Below are 19,579 nucleotides of genomic sequence, written 5' to 3'. Positions count from 1 at the left end.
AGGCCCCAACGGGACGCGCCCGCCGTGCCTGGTGATCAGCCGCCGTCTGGCCTTCGACCAGCAACGCGGTCACGGGACCCGATCGCGCAGGCGTCAATCACGAGCTTCGTGCGCCGTGCGGCGTCGCGTCCCGAGTGGGGCCGTCGAACAGCTGGTAGCGGGCTCGGCCGCGCCGTTTGGCGGTGTACATCGCAACGTCGGCGGCGCGTACGAGCTCGTCCGGGGTGGAGATCCCCAGTTCGGAAAGGGCGACGCCGATGCTCGCGGTCACGGAGGCCGTTTTTCCGTCGTGGGACCTGGTTGTCGACACCGCCGTGAGAACGCGGTCCGCGACCGTCTCGAGCTCGTTCACGGCAGCGATACCCTCGCAGACGACGGCGAACTCGTCGCCGCTGAGCCGGGCGACGAAGTCATCGGGGCGGACCGCCCGGCGAATCCGACGCGCGACGTCGCACAGCAGATCATCACCGGCCTGGTGACCGAGCACGTCGTTCACGACCTTGAAACCGTCGAGGTCGATGAAGAGGAAACCGACGCGCCGTCCATCTCGCCAGGCTTCGTCGAGCGCCTTTCCGAGGTGGTCGAAAAGCGCGCCCCTGTTCGGTAGCCCGGTCAGTATGTCGTGCAGCGACTGGTAACGCGCCTCGGCTGCCCGTGTTCGCGCCGCCTCGGCCGCGTCGGCCGACGAAGCGGCGCCGGAGATCTGGGCGGCTGCCAGGGTGAAGAAGGTGCGGTAGTCGCTGTCCAGCGGGAGCCAGTCGCTGATCCCGGCCACGAGCAGCCCGAGGGGCGGCTCGTAGCCACCCGCCGTGAGCGGGAGAATGATGGCGCGGTTGAGGGTCGGAATGTCTGTGGTGGGCCTGAGGTCGAGCCGCTCGACGAGCCGCCTTGAGATCATCATCCGGCCCGAGAGCAGTGAGTCGCGGAACTCGGGCAGGAGCCCGTCGGGGTCGAGCGTGCCCGGGCGGGACAACACACCCGGCACCGCGRCCAGTCCGGTCATCGCCACCGGCCGCGCCACCGGCCGGGCGGCATCCGGATCTCGCAGGACGATCATGCAATAGGGAACGTCCGCCGAGGCGCGGCCCATTGCCTCGGCCGCGTTCCTGAAGACCTCTTCGGAGGTCTGCGCGTGGACGGTGACACTCGCGATCTCGCGCAAGCGGGACAGTCGCCGCAGACCGACCACCTGCGCCGTCGTTTCCTGGGATGTCGTGAGCACCCCGAGCACCTCGGCCGATGAGATCCGCCGAATGGGGCTGTAGGAGAAGGTGAAGAAGCACTCCTCCAGGTACCCGTGCCGGTCGAGCAGGACCCGCAGGTTCTGCGACCAGGTCGCCCCGCCGCCGGACATCACCTGGCCGAGCAGCGGGTCAAGGATGTGCATGACCTCCGCGAAGACCTCACGGAACGGCCGACCGATACATCCCGGGTGTTTTCGCCCCACATGCGAGATAAGGGCGTCATTGTGCAGAACAATGAGCTCTGGCCCCCACAGAACCTGCATCGGAAATCGGGACTCGAGGCAGATACTCACCGCCATCCGAAGCTCGGCACACCAGCCGCGTACCGGGCCGAGAGGCGTGGCGGACCAGTCCATGGTCGACATCAGCTGGCCTACCTCGCCGCCGGAGGCGAAGACCTGAGCCATCCCATGCGCACCTTGCCGGCCACCTGACGCGAACCGACCGGCGTCGGAAGCTCTCAGGGGAGAGCCGTCACCCCCCGCGTTCTCTCTGGTCACTCCATGTCTTCGATCATCGGCCACCGGATACACGTCATTGGCACATCGCCGCCGATATTGGCCGTGCCCCGCGCCGCCACCACCGAAACGGCGCCATCGAGCCGACACGACGGCCGAGGCCGAGCATGGCCGTCACACCGCCATCACGCCGCTCCCGCACGGAGCAGGTCGCGAACCTCGGCGGCCTGCTCGATGCCCTCGTGGACGGTGTCGGCCACCGGTATCAGTGTCAGCGTGCGGGCACCTGCTTGGATGCACGGCGCCAGAAAGCCCGCGACGTCCTGCGCCGTTCCGGCGGCGCTGATGTGGGCGAACATCTCCGCAGGCGGGTTGTACAGCCGCGACATCCGCTCCCTCAGCGCGCCCCTTGCCGTGCCAGCGTCTCGGCCGAACCGGACCCAGACGTTGAGCCCCGCGAACGTCGGCGCCAGTCAGCCGGCCGCCGCACAGGCCGCCAGGATCTGCTCACGGGCGGCGGCATACCTCCGGGCCGAGCACCACATCCCGAGCCAGCCGTCGCCGTGCGTGGCCGTGCGCCGCACGCGGCCATCACCGCGCGCCCGGTGCGCGCCGAACCGGTGAAGGCGATCTTGTCGACGTCGGCGGCGCAGAGCGCCGCGCCGGTCTCGCCGGGACCGGACACGAGTGACAGGACCGCGGCGGGCCCCTAGGGGTTCGCCGCCGCCCACGCGTCGACCAGGTATCGGCCGATCGCGGTGGTGTACTCGCTGGGCTTGAACACGACGGAGTTGCCGGCGGCCAGCGCGTAGGCGATCGCTCCGACCGGTGTGTAGACCGGGTAGTTCCGCGGGCCGATGACCCGACGACGCCGAGCGGCCGGTGCTCGACCCGGGCGGCGAAGTTGGCGGTCAGCACGGTCGTCCGCACGCCGCGCCCGCGCAGTACCCGGCCGGCGTTCCTGGACGCCCAGCGGATGTGCTCGAGGGCCAGGACGAGTTCCAGGTAGGCACTGTCTGTTGCATTCGGAAGGTCTCGGGCGCGCGGAGGCCTTGGCAGGCTTGAGGATCAGACCGCCGCGGCGAGCTCGGAGAACGCGACCGACAGCCGCAGTCGCGGATCGGCGTCGGTGGCGAGTTCGTAGTGGCCGCGGCGGATGTTCTGGACCAGCGAGTGTCCGGTGCTGATCGTCTGGGCGGAGCGCAGCTGTTTGAGCCCGCGCATCGGCCGAAGCCTCGCCTTGAGCCGGCTGAGGTCGGACTCGATGCGATTGTTCTCCCGGGCGGCGTCGACGTGGCAGGCCTCGGGCAGCAGTTCGTCGAGGATCCGTGGGTAGACGGGTGCCTTGTCGGTGGTGACCTCGACCGGCCGGCACCCGTGGGTGAGCGCCCGTTCGAAGAACCGCCGCGCTGCGAGCTGGTCGCGCCGTGCGCTGGCGAGGACGTCGATGACCTGTCCGTGCTGGTCGACGGCCCGGTAGAGGTAGGTCCACCAGCCTGCGATCTTGACGTAGATCTCGTCGACATACCATCTGCTGGCCGGCCGGTCTCGGCACGGCCGTTCGGGACCGATGAGGCCGGCGGGTTTGTGACGGTCGATGAGTTCGGCCGTCCCGATGGCGATCCGCGAACGCTGGTCCTGGGTGAAGGGCGTTACGCGGGTCGGGGCCGTGACATATCTGTGTCGGGGGGCGGGCCGTGAGTCGCCGGCGGGGTGGACCGCTGCCGGGCGAGACCGCGTTGCCCTTCGACGATGGCCTGTTGGGCGTGGCGGAACCTGTGGGGCTTCTGGYCGGCGAGGTAGTGAGCACCGAAGGTCCCGTGTTGTCTGTCGATCCTGGCTGTGGCGGTCTGGCTGGTGAGGCGTCGCAGCTGGCGGGGGTTGATGTCCGCATCGACCCTCGGGGCATAGCGATACCTATGCGGCAACTCGCTGCGTTCCTGTGGTCTCCCCGGGCCCATTTGGCGCCTTCGATCTCGACCCTTGGCGGACGATCAACCGGACGGTGTTTGTACGATTCCGCCCCTTATTTCCGTTCCCCGCAAGGAACCTCACAAATAGGTCGATAACAGGTCAATAGAGCGGGCGGCCGGTAGCTCGTGGATCTCCGTCTGTGGTGCCAGAAGTCGGCCCGGTCCTGTGGGCTGGAATGATGTGGTTCAGTCTTGTGGGGCTCCTAAATCCGGATTTCGGCTTATGAGCTGGTACTGTCATTCCGGGCCAAGACGCAGCACCAGGGCGCGGATGGAACCGATGGAGTGGGGCCGACCGCGCTGCTTGGGGCGGGAGACAGCGGCGTAATGGCAGGCGATCAGCGTGCGGTGCCAGCGCAGGACGGTCTCCGTGTGCACCTGTAGCCGCAGACGCGGGCATAGCGCACGTCAGCGGCGGAGCCAGCTTTGCACGGTCGCGAGGAAGGCAGTGGGGTATTCCGCGGCGAGATCGGTGAGGTGGTCTAGTTCAGCCAGGGTTTCCTTGGGGACTTCGATGGTGAGGGCGGCGAGATTGTCTTCGAGCTGGGTCATGGTGCGGGCGCCGATGATGGTGGAGGTGACGGGGCGGGTGCGCTGCCAGGCGAGGGCGAGCTGAGCGGGGGTGCAGCCGAGCTCGGAGGCGGCTTTCGCGACGGCGGCGGCGATGGCGAAGCCGCGGTCGTTCTTGACGAGGGTGTCGAGTTCGACCTCGCGCTGACTCAACCGGGTGTCGGCCGGTGTCGTATCGCGGGTGATCTTTCCGGTAAGCATGCCGGCGGCGAGTGGGCTCCAGGCGATGAAGCCGAGTCCTTCCTCTTCTAGGAGCGGAAGGTGCTCGCGTTCGAGGGTGCGCACGATCAGGTTGTACTGGCCCTGGAGGGAGATGAACCGTTGTGTACCGCGGGCGTCGCTGGTCGCGAGTGCCTTCATGAGTCGGTAGGCATGGAAGTTCGATGCGCCGATGTAGCGGACCTTGCCTTCGTGGACGAGGTCGTCGAGGGTGTCGAGGGTTTCTTCGATCGGGGTGGTGGGGTCGTCGAAGTGGACCTGGTAGAGGTCGATGTAGTCGGTCTGTAGGCGGCGCAGACTGGTCTCGCAGGCGCGGCGGAGGTGGGTACGGCCGGTGCCCTTGTCGTGGGGGCCGCGTCCGGTGGGTAGTCCGGCCTTGGTCGCGATGATGGCCTTGTGTCGGCGGCCCTTGAGGGCCCGGCCGATGATGTCCTCGGAGGCGCCGTAGGCATCGGCGGTGTCGAGGAAGTTCCCGCCGGCGTCGAGGTAGCAGTGGACAAGCTGGACGGAGGTGTCCTCGTCGCAGCCCCAGTCCGGCATTCCGAACGTCATGGTGCCGAGGGCGAACGTCGAGATGTAGAGGCCGCTGCGTCCGAGTTGGCGCAGCGGGTTCCGGCTGTGCCGTGGGCGTGCGCCCGGGGGGACGGCGTGGCGTTGGGCGCCTGGCTCGGTCATGGTGTGCGTCCTTCAGGCGTGTCTGGGGTCGGTGCCAGCGGTCGACTGGGATCGGCGGTCGGTGGTGGGGGTGTGGCGGTGCCTGGGCTACGGCCGGCGAGGACGCCGTTGAGGAAGAGGGTGACTGCGTAGCGCAGGTGGCGTTCCTCGTTTTCGGGGGTGCGGGAGATGCCGAAGACGGCGAGCCAGGCGGGCATCGCGCTGACCAGGGTGAGGAAGTGCTCGGCCGCGAGCTCCAGGTCGTCGATCTGCACGGTGCCGGCGGCGGCGTGCCGGCGCAGCAGGTCCATGGCGGCGCGCATACGCGGTGACCAGGTCATGCTGTGCGAGCTGGCGGCGAACTCGGGGAAGCGGGCGGACTCGGCGATCGCCATCCGGCTTAGGCGGACGATGTCGGGGTCGACGGCGCGGGCCAGGTTGGTCCGGGCGATCGCCGTGAGACCGGCGACGAGGTCATCCGGGACCGGTTCGGTGAGGCGCTCGTCGCGCTCCTGGCGGGCGAGCGCCCACGAGATGACGGAGAGGAAGAGAGCGCGCTTGTCCGGGTAGCGGGCGTAGAGCGTGCGCTTGGTGATGCCGGCGGCCTGGGCGACCGTCTCCATCGTGGTGCGCTCGTAGCCCTGTTCGAGGAAGACGTCGACCGCGGCGCGGCGGAGCTGTTCGTTGAGTGCCGCGGCCTCGGTCGCTGTCGGTCGCCCGCGCGGCCGCCCGCCGCCGGAGGCGGGAGCTGTGCTGGCGGCGTCGGTGGTGGGCCGTGTCGAGTCCATCTAGAAATTGTACTGATCGGTATATTTTTGGGTCACGGTGCGGTCACCGCGGTCGCGTCGGTTCTGACTGTTCCGGGTGCGGCGGCCGTCGCCGCGGCGACCCAGGCGGCCCAGGTGTCGATGCGCTCCCACAGCAGCTGTCGGGTGGCGGCGAAGTTATGCATGTGCCCCATCCTCGGGCAGACGAAGAGGTCGACCGACCTCGCGGAGAGGTAGGCGCGGGGCTCACCTTTCGGGTCGGCGACGACGTCGCGTTCGCCCATGGCGACCAGTACTGGCGCGTCGACGGCGGCGGCCTCGGACGCGATGACCCCTGGGGTGAGGCACGACTTGACCACTCCTGGGTAGGTCGTGGACAACCAGGGTGGTGTATCGCCGCTCGGGGACTTGGATGGCCGGGGCGRGCCAGCGTCGGGGTCGCCGAGGTAGAACAGCCAGTTCGTCGCGGCTCGGGTGTCTGACGAGGTGAAGGTTCTGGCTCCGGCCGCGATCTCGGCGGCGTTCACGACAACCGGCGGGCGGCCAGGGTGGGAGTCGCGCAGAACCCAGGGCTGCATGATCGGCACCGCGCCCGGCGGGACCGGGGGGCGGGAGTGGACCACGCTGTACCCGAGGACGGCGATGCCGTCGTAGCAGTGGTGCTGGCCCTGCTGGACCACGGTCAGGCAGCCACCCATGGACTGGCCGAGCCCGAGCACCACGGGACTGGCGACCGGATCGAGCTCCGCGTGCAGAGTGCCTGACCGGAGCCTGTCGAGGACCTGGCGCTCCGCGGCCTGGGCCGCTGCCGCCAGCGTCGTGTAGTCGAGGCGTGCTGGGTCGTGATGGGTGCTGCTAGCGCCGACGCCGAGGTGGTCGACCGAAACGAAGATCCAGCCGCAGGCGGCATGCCACGCGGCTTGGCTGCCGGCTGCGGAACCCGCTCCGGGCAGGGCAGCAGTGAAGTAGCCGCGCGAGAGGCCCGCGCCTGGTTTGGCGAAGCAGACCATCCGCGGCAGGCCGCGCGGCAGGGGGTCCGGGATATGCACGGTGACCGCGATGGTGGCCGRCTCGCCAAGGCCAGCGGCGTCGGTGACGTCGATCTTCAGATCCAGACGTTCCACGCTGCCTCCACTGTCTAGCCGGCCCAGGTTCGGACCGCGGCCCCGTTGCCATCGCGCGCCGTCGCCGATCCGTTGACCGCAAGTATACGTATGCGTGTATTTTCGGTCCACGACCTGAGCACCAGGAGGGGCGGATGCCTCAGACCAGCCCGGCCATCGTGTTAGACCCGAGTGACCCGGCCGCGTGGACAGTCCACTCGGTCGACGAGCTGCTGTCGCTGCGGCGGGAGGGGGTCGATGCCGCGCAGCGCGCGGCGCTGTCCCGGCGGTTCGCGGCGCTGCGCCCGGCGGTTGACGCGCTCGACAAGCTGGCCACCAAGCAGGGCATCGAGCGGGTCGAGGAGATCGCGGACGTCGTGCCGGTGCTCTTCGACCATCGTGTTTACAAGGCATATCCGCTCAGCCTCATCGAGAAGCGGAATTTCAAGCGGCTGACGGCGTGGCTGGGCCGGCTGACCACCCACGACCTGTCCGCGATCCCGCTCGACGGGCTGCGGTCGGTCGACGCCTGGCTCGACCGCCTCGACGAGCATGAAATGATCATCGGCCATTCCACCGGGACGACGGGCAAGCTGAGTTTCATCCCGCGTTCGCAGGTCGAGTGGCCGGCGTGGAAGAACGCGTACTTCGAGGTGCTGCGCGCGGCGCTGGGCATCGACACGCGGGTGGAGAAGATCCCGAACCTGTCCGCCAGCGGCTACCGGTCGGGCCACCAGATGATGACCAAGATGGGTAGATTGTTCGGCCGCGCGTCGGCCGGCGGCGAGGCCAACCGGCACATGGTCAACGACTACCCGCTGTCCTCGGATCTGCTGTCACTCGCCGGCCGGCTGCAGGCGGCGGAGGAGCGCGGCGAGCTTGACCAGCTCACGCTTGACCCGGAGCTGCTCGCGGAGCGCCGGGCGTTCATCGAGGCGGCGGCGCACCGCGAGGAGGACCTGCAGAGCTGGTTCGTCAAGGTCGCGGAGGAGTTCCGTGGCCAGCGGATCCGCATCGGCGGCACCTACGCCGACCTGGTGCGCCTAGCGCTCAAGGGCCGCGAGCAGGGCATCGTCTGCGAGTTTGCCGAGGGCTCCCTCCTCATGGGCGGCGGCGGCTTCAAGGGGTACAGGGACGCGCCATCGGACTGGCGACAGTTGCTTATGGACTTCTTCGGGATCGGCCGAATCCACTCGATGTACGGGATGTCCGAGTGCATGGGCACCGCGCCGCTGTGCTCGGCCGGCTACTTCCACTTCCAGCCGTACGCCATCCCGATCGTTCTGGACGAGGACTTCCGACCGCTACCGGCCGACGGCGTCCAGACCGGTCGGCTGGCGCTGTACGACCTGCTCGCCGAGACCTACTGGGGCGGGTTCATCTCCAGCGACYGGGTCACCATGCACTGGGACTACGCCTGCGCCTGCGGATGGAAGGGCCCCCGGGTCGACCAGGACATCGCCCGGTTCGGCGAGCTGAAAGGTGGCGATGACAAGATCACCTGTGCTGGCACCGGCAAGGCGTACAGCGACTTCATGGACTACGTGGGACAGGCCTAGATGACCGCCGCACCGTTCGCGCCTGTGGCGGCCTCGACCGACATCGTGGAGATCCCGTTCCTCATCCGCGGGAAGGTCATCGAGCCGGGTGACGACGCCGTCGAGTACGGCGGCCGGACCGGAGGCCGATTCCGTACTCCCAACCCGCGCCGCTACGCCTCTCAGCTGGTGCTGGCCAACCCCAGCGACCTCGCCGACCTCGCCGCGCTGCCGATCGATGAGATCATCGACTTCCTCGCCGCGCTCGGCCCCCGGCTGGCCCTTGAGGACAACCCGCTGATGCAACGGGCGTACCGCATGGCGCTGGAGGCGGGCGAGCTGACCGAGCCGGTACTGCTGCCGGTCTACGAGAACGTCCCCGCGCTGTTCGACCGGTCGCGGCTGTCCGGGCGAATCGACCGGATCGTCGGCAAGGCCTACCTCGACGGCTGGGTCGAGCAGGGCCGGCCCGGCCTGTCGACGATCCGGCTGCGCGCCGTCGGCACCCGCAACATGCACATCATCGCCGGCAACGTACCGATCGTCGCTGCCATGACGGTCGTCAACTCGGCACTGACCAAGGGCGACTGCCTCATCAAGGCACCCTCGAACGACCCCTACACCGCCACCGCGATCGTCCGCACAATGATCGACATGGCGTCCGACCACCCGGTCACGAAGCACTTCGCGGTCGGCTACTGGAAAGGCGGCGACACGGCGGTCGAGAAGGAGATCTACCGGCCGTCACGGATCGAGAAGCTCACGGCCTGGGGCGGGATGTCCTCGATGACATACATCCAGCGCTACCTGGTCCCGGGCATCGAGCTCATCGCGATGAACCCGAAGCTGTCGATCTCGATCGTCGGCCACCAGGCGCTCGAAGACGACGCGTCTATGGCTACCGCGGCCCACGGGGTCGCGCTGATGGCCGGGCAGATGAACCAGACCGCCTGTTCCAGCACCCGCCTCGTCTACGTCGAGGCCAGCACCGAGGACGACGACCTGGACGCGCTCGAACGGTTCGGCCACGCGATCAAGCAGGCCTTCGAGGCACTTCCGCCGCACGAGTCGACCGCGCCCAAGCGGCCCGACCCTGAACTGGACCGCGAGCTGGAGGCGATCGCGCTCGACGAGGAGTTCTACCGCGTCATCGGCGACAGCTCCTCGTCCGGCGTCGTGGTGTCCCGGATCGACGAGCCGGTGGAGTTCGCCCAGCAGCTGACGAACCGGATCGTCAATCTGGTCCCGGTCGAGGACATCACCCAGGTCACGAACTGGGTCAGCGAGGAGACGCAGACCGTCGGGATCTACCCCGAGTCGCTGCGCGAGAAGCTGCGCGACGACCTCGCGCTGCACGGCGTCCAGCGCACGCTGCCTCTCGGCTCGTCGCTACGACCAGGCGTGCGGCGGGTGCCCGTCGACCCCGACCAGGCCAACGGACTACCGCACGACGGCACCTATCCGCTGCGCCGCATGGTCCGCTGGGTCATCGATGAATCCGACGACCCCCGCTGACCGGAGCAACCTCAGTCATTCCCCGGAGGTGCCAGCCTCAACGTCGTAAGAACGCCAGCTGACAAATCCGACGATCACCACACCGTCATTGTCGTACGTCGGAAGCGCCGCGGACCGGTAGGCTGTCGGCGCTTTCGATGCTGCCCAGGGTCATCTCTATCGATCGCTCCAGCGATGCGTTTGAAACCGCTCCCGGCGTCCACTTGCGCCCATCGCCGTCCATATGAGAATCTGCTTCTCGTAATCTGAGAGGGTTGCTATCGTGGCTGCCTGTCGGATACGGAAAGGATTGCGGACATGGCTCACTTCCCGAAGCCAGCTGAGGGCAGCTGGACCCAGCACTATCCCGACCTGAGCACGGCGGATGCCTCGTACGAGGACTCGATCTCGCCCGAGCACTATGAGCTCGAGCGCAAGGCGATCTTCGGTAAGACGTGGCTCAACGTCGGCCGGGTCGAGCAGCTTCCGAAGGTGGGCAGCTACTTCACCAAAGAGATCGACGCCGCTCGCTCSTCSGTGATCATTGTGCGGAACGCGGAAGGCATCCAGGCGTTTCACAACGTCTGTCGCCACCGCGGCAACAAGCTGGTCTGGCAGGACTTTCCGCGTGAGGAGACGTCCGGCACGGCGCGGCAGTTCATCTGCAAGTACCACGCCTGGCGGTACGACCTCGGCGGCGCCTGCACCTTCGTGCAGCAGGAGTCCGAGTTCTTCGACCTCGACAAGGCGAAGTACAGCCTCGCGGACGTGCGCTGCGAGATCTGGGAAGGCTTCATCTTCATCAACTTCGACAAGGACGGCACCCAGTCCCTCGTCGACTACCTCGGGCCCATGGCCGCGGATCTCGTTGGCTATCCGTTCGGCGAGATGACCCRGGTCTTCAAGTACAAGTCCGACATCGGCGCCAACTGGAAGCTGTTCATCGACGCTTTCATGGAGTTCTACCACGCGCCGGTGCTGCACGTTCGCCAGGCTGTTCCCAGCGAGGCGCAAAAGCTCCAGAGCTACGGCTACGAGGCCTTGCACTACCGCATCGAGGGACCGCACTCGATGGTCTCGAGCTGGGGCGGCATGTCCCCGCCGAAGGACCCCAGCATGGTCAAGCCGATCGAGAACGCGCTGCGCACCGGCCTGTTCGGCCCCTGGGACCCCCCGTTCGACATCGAACTCCCCCCGGGCGTCAACCCGGCCCGGCACAACGCCTGGGGCGTCGACTCGTTCCTGTTCTTCCCGAACTTCATGATCCTGGTCTGGAAGCCGGGCTGGTACCTCACGTACCACTACTGGCCGACCGCGGTGAACCGCCACACCTTCGAGTGCTCGCTGTACTTCGCTCCACCGAAGACAGTGAGCGACCGGCTTCGCCAGGAGATGGCCGCGGCGTCGTTCAAGGAGTACGGCCTGCAGGACGCCAACACCCTCGAGGCGACCCAGAGCATGCTCGAGTCCCGGGCGGTCAGCGAGTTCCCGCTGAACGACCAGGAGCTCCTCCTGCGTCACCTGCACCAGACCGCCCGCGCGTTCTGCGCCGAGTACGTCAAGACCACCCCGGGCGCCAAGCCGTCCCCGGCGCTGGTCTGACCGCCCGGCTGATCGAGAGGAGCCACCTGTGGCCAAGCTGCCCGCGGACTTCGCGGACCTGGAGCCGTTCATCGACTGGTGCCTCGTGACCGAGGACGAGCGGTTCGCCAAGCGGTACGTCTCGAACATGGACGAGATGCAGACGTTCTACGACGCGGCCTTTCCTCGCATCCAGGATGCGCTGAGCTACCTCGACAAGTTCGACCTGGACGACCTCCCCGAGGACACCTACAACCTGCTCCTCATGTACTACTCGCTGTGCACGATCTCGTTCCCGGTCGAGGCGTGGCGCCAGCCGCGCGTGCCGGACGCGGGCGCCGCGCACATCTCGAACGTCCTCGCCCCCGCCATCTAGCCCCCGCCTGCCGACCCAACCTGGGAACAGTGCAGGCCCCCGGCGCACGGGTTGTCTGGCCAGTGGTCGATCGCCAGCCACCAGCAGAACCCGTGCGCCGGCACACCCAAAACAGCCCCGAACGGCGGCTCTCGACCATCTCGGCCGAGACCAGACACGGGAGGAACGATGTCCGTCACTGTCAGCCCGATCAGCCCCGAGGTGGGTGTCGAGATCACAGGCCTGACCGGCAGTCAGCTGGCGGATCCCGCGGTCGCCGCGGACACACAGAAGTACCTCGATGAGCACGGTGTGGTGATCTACCAGGGGGCGCACATCGGTGACGCCGACCTGGTGGCGCTGAGCCGGTTGCTCGGCGAGGTGGTCGTCGCGCCGATGGGCGGGGAGAAGGAGTACCCGGAGGTCTCCGCGATCACTCTGGACCCGGCGCAGAGCGTGCTCGCCGCCTACCGGGCTGGCACGTTCTACTGGCACATCGACGGCGCGAACGACCTGGTTCCGCAGAAGGCAACGCTGCTGACCGCGCTGGAGGTCGCCACGGAGGGCGGCGACACCGAGTTCGCGAACCTCTACGCGGCCTATGACGGGCTCTCCGACGAGGAGAAGGCCAGGTTCGGGGAGTTTCGCGTAGTACACAGCTTCGCCGCGGCGCAGCGGCTGGTGCACCCCAATGCGTCGGAGAAGATGCGGGCGTCGTGGGACAAGGTTCCGTCCCGGGAGCACCCTATGGTCTGGACGCGACGTAACGGGCGCAAGTCACTGCTCGTCGGAGCGACCGCGGACCACGTCGTCGGCTTACCGGCCGAGGAAAGTCGGGCGCTGCTCGACCGACTGCTCGACTGGGCGACCCAGCCCCGGTTCGCGCTGCGCCACCACTGGCGCCTCGGTGACCTGGTGATCTGGGACAACACCGGCATCCTGCACCGGGCGCAGCCCTACACGGCCGAGTCCCGCCGGCTGATGCACCGCACCACCCTGGTCGGCGAGGAAGCCGTGGCTTAGGCGGAGCGCCAGGGTGCCCCGACGAAGCCAGAGCGGCCCCGGGCCGGGGAGGTGGCGCCGCGCCGACGGCGGYGTCGCCCAAGGCAGGGGCGTCACCGACCGAACTATCAGAGATCAAGCCTGACACCGAAGGGAAACGACGCGCGGATGACCGCGGCACCCAGCGATAGCCTGGCTGGCAAGGTCGCGATCGTCACCGGTAGCCGCTCGGGCATCGGACGCGGCTGCGCGCCGCGCCTCGCCGCCGACGGCACCAGGATCGGCGTCTTCGACCTGGACCCGGGCAACGCCAAGGCGGTCGCCGACGAGATCGCCGCCGCGGGCGGCGAGGCGCACCCGGTCACCGTCGACGTCACCAGCCGCGAGCAGATCGACGCGGGCGTCGCCGAGATCAACGACCGGTTCGGCCCGGCCGTGATCCTGGTGACGTCGGCCGGCCACGAAGGCTTCCGCTGATTCCTCGACATCAACGCCGAACAGTGGAACGCGCTGGTGAACGTGAACCTCACCGGCACGTTCCACAGCTGCCAGGCCGTCGTCCCCGATATGATCGAGGCCGGCTGAGGCCGGATCGTGACCATCTCGTCGTCGTCCGCCCAGGGCGGCCAGCAGTAGTTCATGACGCACTACTCGGCGTCCAAAGGCGGCGTCATGACCTTCACCAAGTCCCTGGGGCTGGAGCTCGGCGAGCACGGGATCACCGTGAACACGATCCCGCCCGGCTTCATCATCACCCCGATAACCGAGCGTAACGTCGCCAAGGGCTTCCCCGGCCCCGGCGCCAAGCCGAGGACGTCGCCGCTGCCTGCTCCTTGCTCTGCCGTGACGAGGCCAGCTACATCACCGGCCAGATCATCGGCGTCAACCGTGGCCGCAACACCTGAAGCTCAGTGCAGAGGACCGCCGGCTCGGGCAACCGCCACGAGCCGACACATGGTCTGCCGCACGTGCCGATCAACTGACCTGTGCGCCCGTCACCCGGCCGCGGCCCGTGATCCGGGATCACAGCGCCACTCCAGGCGCCMATCGTCAGATCGCGCCTCGGCCGCCGACGCGGACAGCGGCCCCCGCTCGTACCTTGGGCTCCGGCCAGCTCGTCAGCTCGGTCGCGGCCGTGACGAGGAACGCCGACCAGCGTGGGCGAGGGAACATCTGGGCAGCGCCGCCAGCAGTATCCGATCGGACGGGGAGTACCGCGGCCGAGCGACCTGACGGCGTGGAACGGCTAGCTGGTGGCGCAGGACAGCAATCTCGACGTCCTTCTCCAGAGACCGGGTGCCGCTGGAGCCGGCAGGTGTCGATCTTTTGAATACCGCGGCTACCTCGGCGTGTCACCCACCAACCCGCTATCAGCACCACAAGTACGATCGATTCCGTTGGACGGCAACTTTGCCGGGGCCCTGTCGACGACAGCGACGCGATGTCCGTCGGTGGCGAATCGTCGCACGATGCCGAGTCCGGTGCCGGACGCGCCGCCGGCGACGAAGGCAGCGCGGCTCACTGGTCACCGCCGACGGGCGTGAATACCAGGTGCAGCTCGGTGAGCCCCCGCTGCATCCAGCTCGGCGCATACGTGAAGCGCCGGGAGTCCGGCGACCCGTGATGCTCCTCGGAGAGCCGGATGTCGCGGGTCCGCGCGAGGATTCGCTCAAGGCTGATGCGTCCTTCGACGCGGGCCAGCGGCCCGCCAGGACAAGAGTGAATTCCGCGCCCGAAGGATATGTGCTGTCGGACGTTCTTTCGATCGATGCGAACTTCGGCCGGGCATTCGAAACGTCGCGGATCGCGGTTGGCCGCGCCGTTGAGTAGCATGACCGGTGTGCCCGCCGCGATTTCGACGTCGCCGATGGTGGTTGCTCGCCTGGCCAACCGGAAGTCTGCCTTGACGGGACTTTCGACGCGGAGTGTCTCTTCGATCAGGTCAGGGATCAGCTCAGGGTGCTTCCGGAGCTCGTCCTGCGCTTCGGGGTTTTCGGCCAGGTATTTGAGAGTTGAGGCGAGCAGCACCGCGGTCGTCTCCTGACCGGCGGCGAAGAGGAATGTCGATACTCGAACCACCGCGATCACCTCAGGCGTGCTGCCATCAGGGTAGGTCGCCTGTGCCAGGCTGGTTAGCACATCATTGCGTGGTTCCCGTCGCCGGTCCTCGATGTACCRTGTGAACTCGGCGTCGAGCCAMCCGAGCGGGTTGGATTCTCCGTCGTCCTGCTCGCCGTCACCGATCTGACCAAGGTTGCCGCCGGGACCGAAGCCCTCGCGGAACCTCTGGTGGTCGGCCTCGGGCACGCCGAGCACGTCGGCGACAGCGAGCATGGCGAAGGGCTTTGCATATTCGCCGATGAACTCACAGCTACCGTTATCGATGAATTCGTCGATCTGTTGATCAGCCAAGCGCCAGATGAAGGATTCATTCTCCCTGAGCCGTCTCGGCGTCAGAAGTCGCATAAGGAGTTCACGCTCGCGGGTGTGTGCGGGCGGGTCCATAGTGATCATGTGTTCATGTAATGGAATAAGGTCACGGTACCGGTCGATGATACCGCTCACGTCATCGCCGTCGAGCGGTACGGGGAACGGCGCGAACGGGCCGACCGCCGAATTGCACGACGAGAAGGTTTCGGCGTCCCGGTACACCTCAGTCGCTTCGTCGTAGCCGGTTACGGCTACGACTCCAAGGTGCGGCAACGGTAGGACTGGACACACCGAGCGCAACTCGTCGAAGTAGGGATAGGGGTCGTCGACGAGCGACTCATCGTTGAAGAAGTCAACCGTCTTCCAATCGGGCAACTCTCTCTCCTTCCAACATCAGGCTGTCGGCGCCGTGTGTCGATAGTGCCGAAAGCCAACCAGACTTCCTGCATGCCCAGCGCGGAATTGAGGTTCCGCTATGCAACAGTGTGACGGCCGACAGCAAGCCTGCTCGGTTGTCCCGTCAACCACGGCGGACCAGGAACTCGTTGCGACGGATGCCCGGGTCGAGTTCGCCCACGGGACAAACCCGCCGAACCAAGGGTCGTTGGATCCGTGGCTCGAGCCTTGCGTCCTCCCTCGTGAACGCGAAGCGGGTCGTCCGCCCCTTCTCGATCTGCGCATCACCAGCGAGGTGGGCCGCCCGCCTCGATTGATATCATGGAGGCGCAGTACGATGCTATACGATCGTATATTTTTTTTCAAGGGTGCCCCACGAAGACACCACGACGACCGCCCAGCCCACGGCCCGCCGGTTCTGCGCCACAGCAGTGGCCCGCCGGTTCAGTGGGATGACGCAGCGCTCGAGGCGGTCGGCCAGCATCCGCCGGTAGGGGGCGAGCGCGGTTCGGGAGAAGGAGCCTTCCTCCGCTCGATCATCACCCGTTTCGCCCCGAGGCGATAGGCTCTCGGTCCGAGATCCGAAACGATCGGATGTCTTCGGCAGGCCGGTGAGAGTGGTCGCACGCGTCGACGGACGTTCGACGAAGGTCGATCCCTCGGCCGWTCACCTGGCCACATGTCGGCGTTGACATCGCCGCCGTCGACTTGGTGGGTGGTGGTAGCAGCACCCACCAAGTCGACGGGGAATCGACTTAAGGTCGCAGGCCTCCCAGCGTGCGGCGCGGCGCGGTTGGTCTAGGTGGTGGCGGGCGGGTGATCCCGGCCAGCTGATATCGCCGAGATTATTTATGCGGTCGTCACGGCGGTGGCCCTGGCGAGTACTGGTCGAGTGGGCCGACTACCATTCGGGCGACCAAGGTGTCACCGCGTCGTTCGACTGCGGCCCAGTGGTCGTCGTCCACCCGACGGTCAGGCAGGCGTCGCCGTTGGGGATCAATGCGGCAGCCTGCCAGTGCTGGTCTCGGGTTCGCACCGCGAGCAGGTGGCGTGCTTTGCGTGCCTCAGATGCCCGGCCGGCGGCGAGGACGGCGCCACCGTCTTTTCTAATGCGGGCGAATGTCTGTGAGTTGGTTTCGGGCGAGATCCACCGGGGGTGCAGCGCCGGTGCGGGAACGCGTCGGTGAAGGACGTGCGCGGTGCCGACGCTGTGAACCGGTCCTCGACGACGGTGGGCCACTCTCCGGCCCACTCGATGCGGCCAGGAAGGTCTCGCGACCGAGGTCGGTGTCGTCGGGGCGATCCGGGCGCGGTCGGCGGTGGTGCGCAGCCGGACCTCTGTGGCCGCCGACCGAAGTGGGCTGCGGCCGGTCTCGGCGCCGCCGGTATAGGCGACGGTGATGATTTCCCCGGGTTCGTAGACGGTGCCGAACTCGGCCTCGAATCGGTTCTTCTCACCCGCCGGGACGGTGCCGGCCCAGCGCCCGTTCACCGGCAGGTCGACCTCATCGGCGTCCGAGTCCACCTTGATTCTTCTTCGCCGTGCCTCACCAGCCGGTCGGCGTGGACGAAGATGTTGGAATAGCCGTAGTCGCATTGGGCCGCGAAGTCGCCGTTGAGGTAGAGCCGGGCGCCCCGGTCCACGCCCTCGAATTCGGCGGTGACCCGCCGGCCTCGGTATCCTGTCGGCACGAAGAACGTCTTCTTTTGCTGATGGGTGCCACCCTGCTGGCTACCGCGCCGGCCCGCCTCCGGGGCGGTGCCGTCGCGCCCGCGCTCCACGGTCGCGTCGTGGGGCAGCCCGACCTCGCCCCGAGGTGCGTCGTCTCGGCCGAGGATGTCCGGTAACGCATCGCTCTTCCGGCGGATCAACCAGCCGTTGTTGAAGGACGTACGGATCAACCGAACTCTCCTGCTTGCGCTCCGGGACGATCAAACGAGCCACGCGCGGTCGTCACGACACATTGGGCACGGCCCGACGGTGCGTGTCTCATATCACTAGCGCGCGCTGAGCTGCCTCGGCGGAGGCTACCACCACATCGCTAGCGCGGGCAAGTCCCGAAGGTTCACCTAGCGGGACGGAGCTGGGCTGGTGGCGGGGTCAGAGGCAACGGCGTGGAGGCATGTCACAGCCATGGACGTGGCCCAAGCGGCGGGGGTGTCGCGAGCGACCGTCGGATTCGTCCTCAACGACACCCGTGGGCACCGCATCTCCACGAAGACCCGCGAACGACTATTGGCCGCAGCCCTCCGCCTCCGCCACCGGCCGAACAGCGCCGCGAGGGCACTAGCCAGCGGCCGCAGTGGGGTCATCCTGGTCGGCCTGCCAGACTGGCCGCTGGAGTTCACCTTCCGCAACTACCTCGACGAAGTGTCCCTTGTGCTGGACTAGTCCGGCTACTCGCTGGTCACCAACATCCGCCGCTCCGACGGGCGACCCGCCCGCTCCGGGAGTCACTGAACCCGGACGCCGTCTTCGGGCTCGTCCCCTTCAGTTCGGACGAGCTCGCCTCCATGCAGGGCTGCGGGATCCGGCGGATCCATCCCGACCCCACTCGGCTCAACAACGCCGACCTCGCGATGGCGATCCGTACCGGGCCCGAGTTGCAGGTCACGCACTTGAACGAGCGTGGTTGCAAGAAACTGGTATTCGCCGCCTTCGGGAACCCGGGCCCGAACTCGCTGGTGGAGGCACGCTACCGCGCCGCCTGCGACTGTGCTGTCTCGCTGGGTCTGCCGCCGCCGGAGCTAGCGACCTGGCCGGCACCGGCGACGAGACCCCGCCGATGGCATTCTCGCGGCCCCGGCGGCCCGGCGGGTGGCCGCCCAGCCGGGTGTGTCCCGGTCGGTGTCCGGCCGCTTCCTCCCGTGGAGGTACTCGGGATCGACGATCGTCGTCGTGGCCGATCCCAATGGCACAGAGACAGTAGCTGCCGCCGGGCCGACGACGCGGATCGTTGGCAGACCGAGTTCGTCGACTCCCGTGGCGGCCACGGCCTGCTCGGCGTCGTCGATGACCGCACCGCCGTCGGCACCGCCGGCTGGCGGCCGGCAAAACTCGTCTACCGGATCGCCTTCGGCCTACGCAACGTCGCCGACCGAAAACGCCGTGCCCGCTACATCGCCTCGCGCTTCACCCGCCCACCTGGCCACCTGGCCACTTCCCGTCACCCGCGAAGGGTCGTATCTAGTGTTCCCCGTCAGAAATCTCGCTGGCCAGGTTTGCCTTGTTGTTGGCTGCCGATGGGTTGATCTTGGTGAGGTAGTCGGCGAGGGAGGCGAGGATCTCGTCGGCGGTCTTGGTCCAGGTGAAGGGCCGGGGGTCGCGGTTCCAGGTGTCGATCCAGGTGCRGATGTCGGTCTCGAGGGCCTGGACGGAGGTGTGGACGCCTCGGCGGATGAGCTTGTCGGTGAGCAGGCCGAACCAGCGTTCGACCTGGTTGATCCAGGAGGAACCGGTCGGGGTGAAGTGGACGTGGAAGCGGGGRTGGCGTTCCAGCCAGATCCTGATCTCGGGGGTGTTGTGGGTGGCGTAGTTGTCGCAGACCAGGTGCACGTCCAGGCCTGCCGGGACGGCCTTGTCGATCGAGACCAGGAATTTGCGGAACTCGATGGCGCGGTGGCGGCGGTGCAGTTCCCCGATGACGGTGCCGTCGGCGATGTTGAAGGCGGCGAACAGGCTGGTGATGCCGTGGCGCAGGTAGTCGTGGGTGCGCCGCTCGGGCATGCCGGGCATCATCGGCAGGACCGGCTGGGAGCGGTCGAGCGCCTGGATCTGGCTTTTCTCGTCGACGC

Annotated in this window: 15 protein-coding genes and 3 pseudogenes; 7 read left to right on the top strand and 11 right to left on the bottom strand. The window is 67.6% G+C overall.

Annotation, left to right across the window (positions count from 1 at the left end):
- Nucleotides 1–97 precede the first annotated feature (97 nt).
- The 7 genes and pseudogenes from BCD49_RS34460 to BCD49_RS34435 form a co-directional block, all read right to left on the bottom strand.
- A complete protein-coding gene (locus BCD49_RS34460; protein ID WP_071042352.1) occupies nt 98–1,651 on the bottom strand; it encodes a sensor domain-containing diguanylate cyclase in 1,554 nt (517 codons plus the stop codon).
- A gap of 236 nt (nt 1,652–1,887) precedes the next feature.
- Nucleotides 1,888–2,091, bottom strand: a complete 204-nt coding sequence (locus tag BCD49_RS34455; RefSeq protein WP_007510702.1) for a hypothetical protein — start codon at nt 2,089–2,091, stop codon at nt 1,888–1,890.
- A 185-nt stretch (nt 2,092–2,276) separates the two neighbouring features.
- Nucleotides 2,277–2,713, bottom strand: a pseudogene (locus tag BCD49_RS42720) (aldehyde dehydrogenase family protein); the annotation flags it as partial.
- 57 nt (nt 2,714–2,770) lie between these two features.
- Nucleotides 2,771–3,262, bottom strand: a pseudogene (locus tag BCD49_RS34450) (transposase); the annotation flags it as partial.
- Nucleotides 3,263–4,083: 821 nt separating this feature from the next.
- Entirely contained in the window at nt 4,084–5,139 is a 1,056-nt protein-coding gene (locus BCD49_RS34445; protein ID WP_007510705.1) for an aldo/keto reductase, read from the bottom strand.
- Nucleotides 5,136–5,906, bottom strand: a complete 771-nt coding sequence (locus BCD49_RS34440; protein WP_007510707.1) for a TetR/AcrR family transcriptional regulator — start codon at nt 5,904–5,906, stop codon at nt 5,136–5,138. The genes BCD49_RS34445 and BCD49_RS34440 overlap by 4 nt, the downstream gene beginning before the upstream one ends.
- A gap of 32 nt (nt 5,907–5,938) precedes the next feature.
- Nucleotides 5,939–7,009 (bottom strand): hypothetical protein, encoded by a 1,071-nt coding sequence (locus BCD49_RS34435; protein ID WP_071042351.1) that lies wholly within the window; start codon nt 7,007–7,009, stop codon nt 5,939–5,941.
- A 134-nt stretch (nt 7,010–7,143) separates the two neighbouring features.
- On the opposite strand from BCD49_RS34435, the gene BCD49_RS34430 reads away from it, so the two are divergent.
- The 6 genes and pseudogenes from BCD49_RS34430 to BCD49_RS34405 all read left to right on the top strand — a co-directional run bounded on the left by BCD49_RS34430 (nt 7,144) and on the right by BCD49_RS34405 (nt 13,863).
- Nucleotides 7,144–8,547 carry a hypothetical protein gene (locus BCD49_RS34430; RefSeq protein WP_071042350.1) on the top strand — a complete coding sequence of 468 codons (1,404 nt, stop codon included), beginning with the start codon at nt 7,144–7,146 and terminating at the stop codon, nt 8,545–8,547.
- Entirely contained in the window at nt 8,548–10,041 is a 1,494-nt protein-coding gene (locus BCD49_RS34425; RefSeq protein WP_007510712.1) for an acyl-CoA reductase, read from the top strand.
- 297 nt (nt 10,042–10,338) lie between these two features.
- Nucleotides 10,339–11,622: an aromatic ring-hydroxylating oxygenase subunit alpha gene (locus tag BCD49_RS34420; protein WP_071042349.1), complete on the top strand. Its 1,284-nt coding sequence runs from the start codon at nt 10,339–10,341 to the stop codon at nt 11,620–11,622.
- A 28-nt stretch (nt 11,623–11,650) separates the two neighbouring features.
- Complete coding sequence (locus tag BCD49_RS34415) at nt 11,651–11,977, top strand: hypothetical protein (RefSeq protein ID WP_007510716.1); 327 nt, start codon at nt 11,651–11,653, stop codon at nt 11,975–11,977.
- 168 nt (nt 11,978–12,145) lie between these two features.
- Nucleotides 12,146–12,979, top strand: coding sequence for a TauD/TfdA dioxygenase family protein (locus BCD49_RS34410; protein WP_007510718.1), 834 nt, complete (start codon nt 12,146–12,148; stop codon nt 12,977–12,979).
- Nucleotides 12,980–13,126: 147 nt separating this feature from the next.
- Nucleotides 13,127–13,863: pseudogene (locus BCD49_RS34405) on the top strand (SDR family NAD(P)-dependent oxidoreductase).
- Nucleotides 13,864–14,476: 613 nt separating this feature from the next.
- Here BCD49_RS34405 and BCD49_RS34400 read toward each other — a convergent pair.
- From BCD49_RS34400 to BCD49_RS44450, 3 genes are all read right to left on the bottom strand, one after another.
- On the bottom strand, nt 14,477–15,763 hold the full coding sequence (locus BCD49_RS34400; protein ID WP_071042348.1) for a cytochrome P450: 1,287 nt from the start codon (nt 15,761–15,763) through the stop codon (nt 14,477–14,479).
- 922 nt (nt 15,764–16,685) lie between these two features.
- Entirely contained in the window at nt 16,686–17,309 is a 624-nt protein-coding gene (locus tag BCD49_RS45515; RefSeq protein WP_007510726.1) for a DUF4982 domain-containing protein, read from the bottom strand.
- Nucleotides 17,273–17,686, bottom strand: a complete 414-nt coding sequence (locus BCD49_RS44450) for a hypothetical protein (RefSeq protein WP_007510728.1) — start codon at nt 17,684–17,686, stop codon at nt 17,273–17,275. The genes BCD49_RS45515 and BCD49_RS44450 overlap by 37 nt, the downstream gene beginning before the upstream one ends.
- A 232-nt stretch (nt 17,687–17,918) precedes the next feature.
- Here BCD49_RS44450 and BCD49_RS45510 point away from each other — a divergent pair, with 232 nt between their 5' ends.
- Nucleotides 17,919–18,176 carry a LacI family DNA-binding transcriptional regulator gene (locus BCD49_RS45510; protein WP_007510729.1) on the top strand — a complete coding sequence of 86 codons (258 nt, stop codon included), beginning with the start codon at nt 17,919–17,921 and terminating at the stop codon, nt 18,174–18,176.
- Nucleotides 18,177–18,971: 795 nt separating this feature from the next.
- Here BCD49_RS45510 and BCD49_RS34380 read toward each other — a convergent pair.
- A partial coding sequence (locus BCD49_RS34380; RefSeq protein WP_116439458.1) for an IS630 family transposase occupies nt 18,972–19,579 on the bottom strand: 608 nt, incomplete at its 5' end.

Origin of the sequence: Pseudofrankia sp. EUN1h (assembly GCF_001854645.1) — a bacterium.
GTDB lineage: Bacteria > Actinomycetota > Actinomycetes > Frankiales > Frankiaceae > Pseudofrankia > Pseudofrankia saprophytica.
This window is presented reverse-complemented; position numbering and strand designations above follow the sequence as displayed.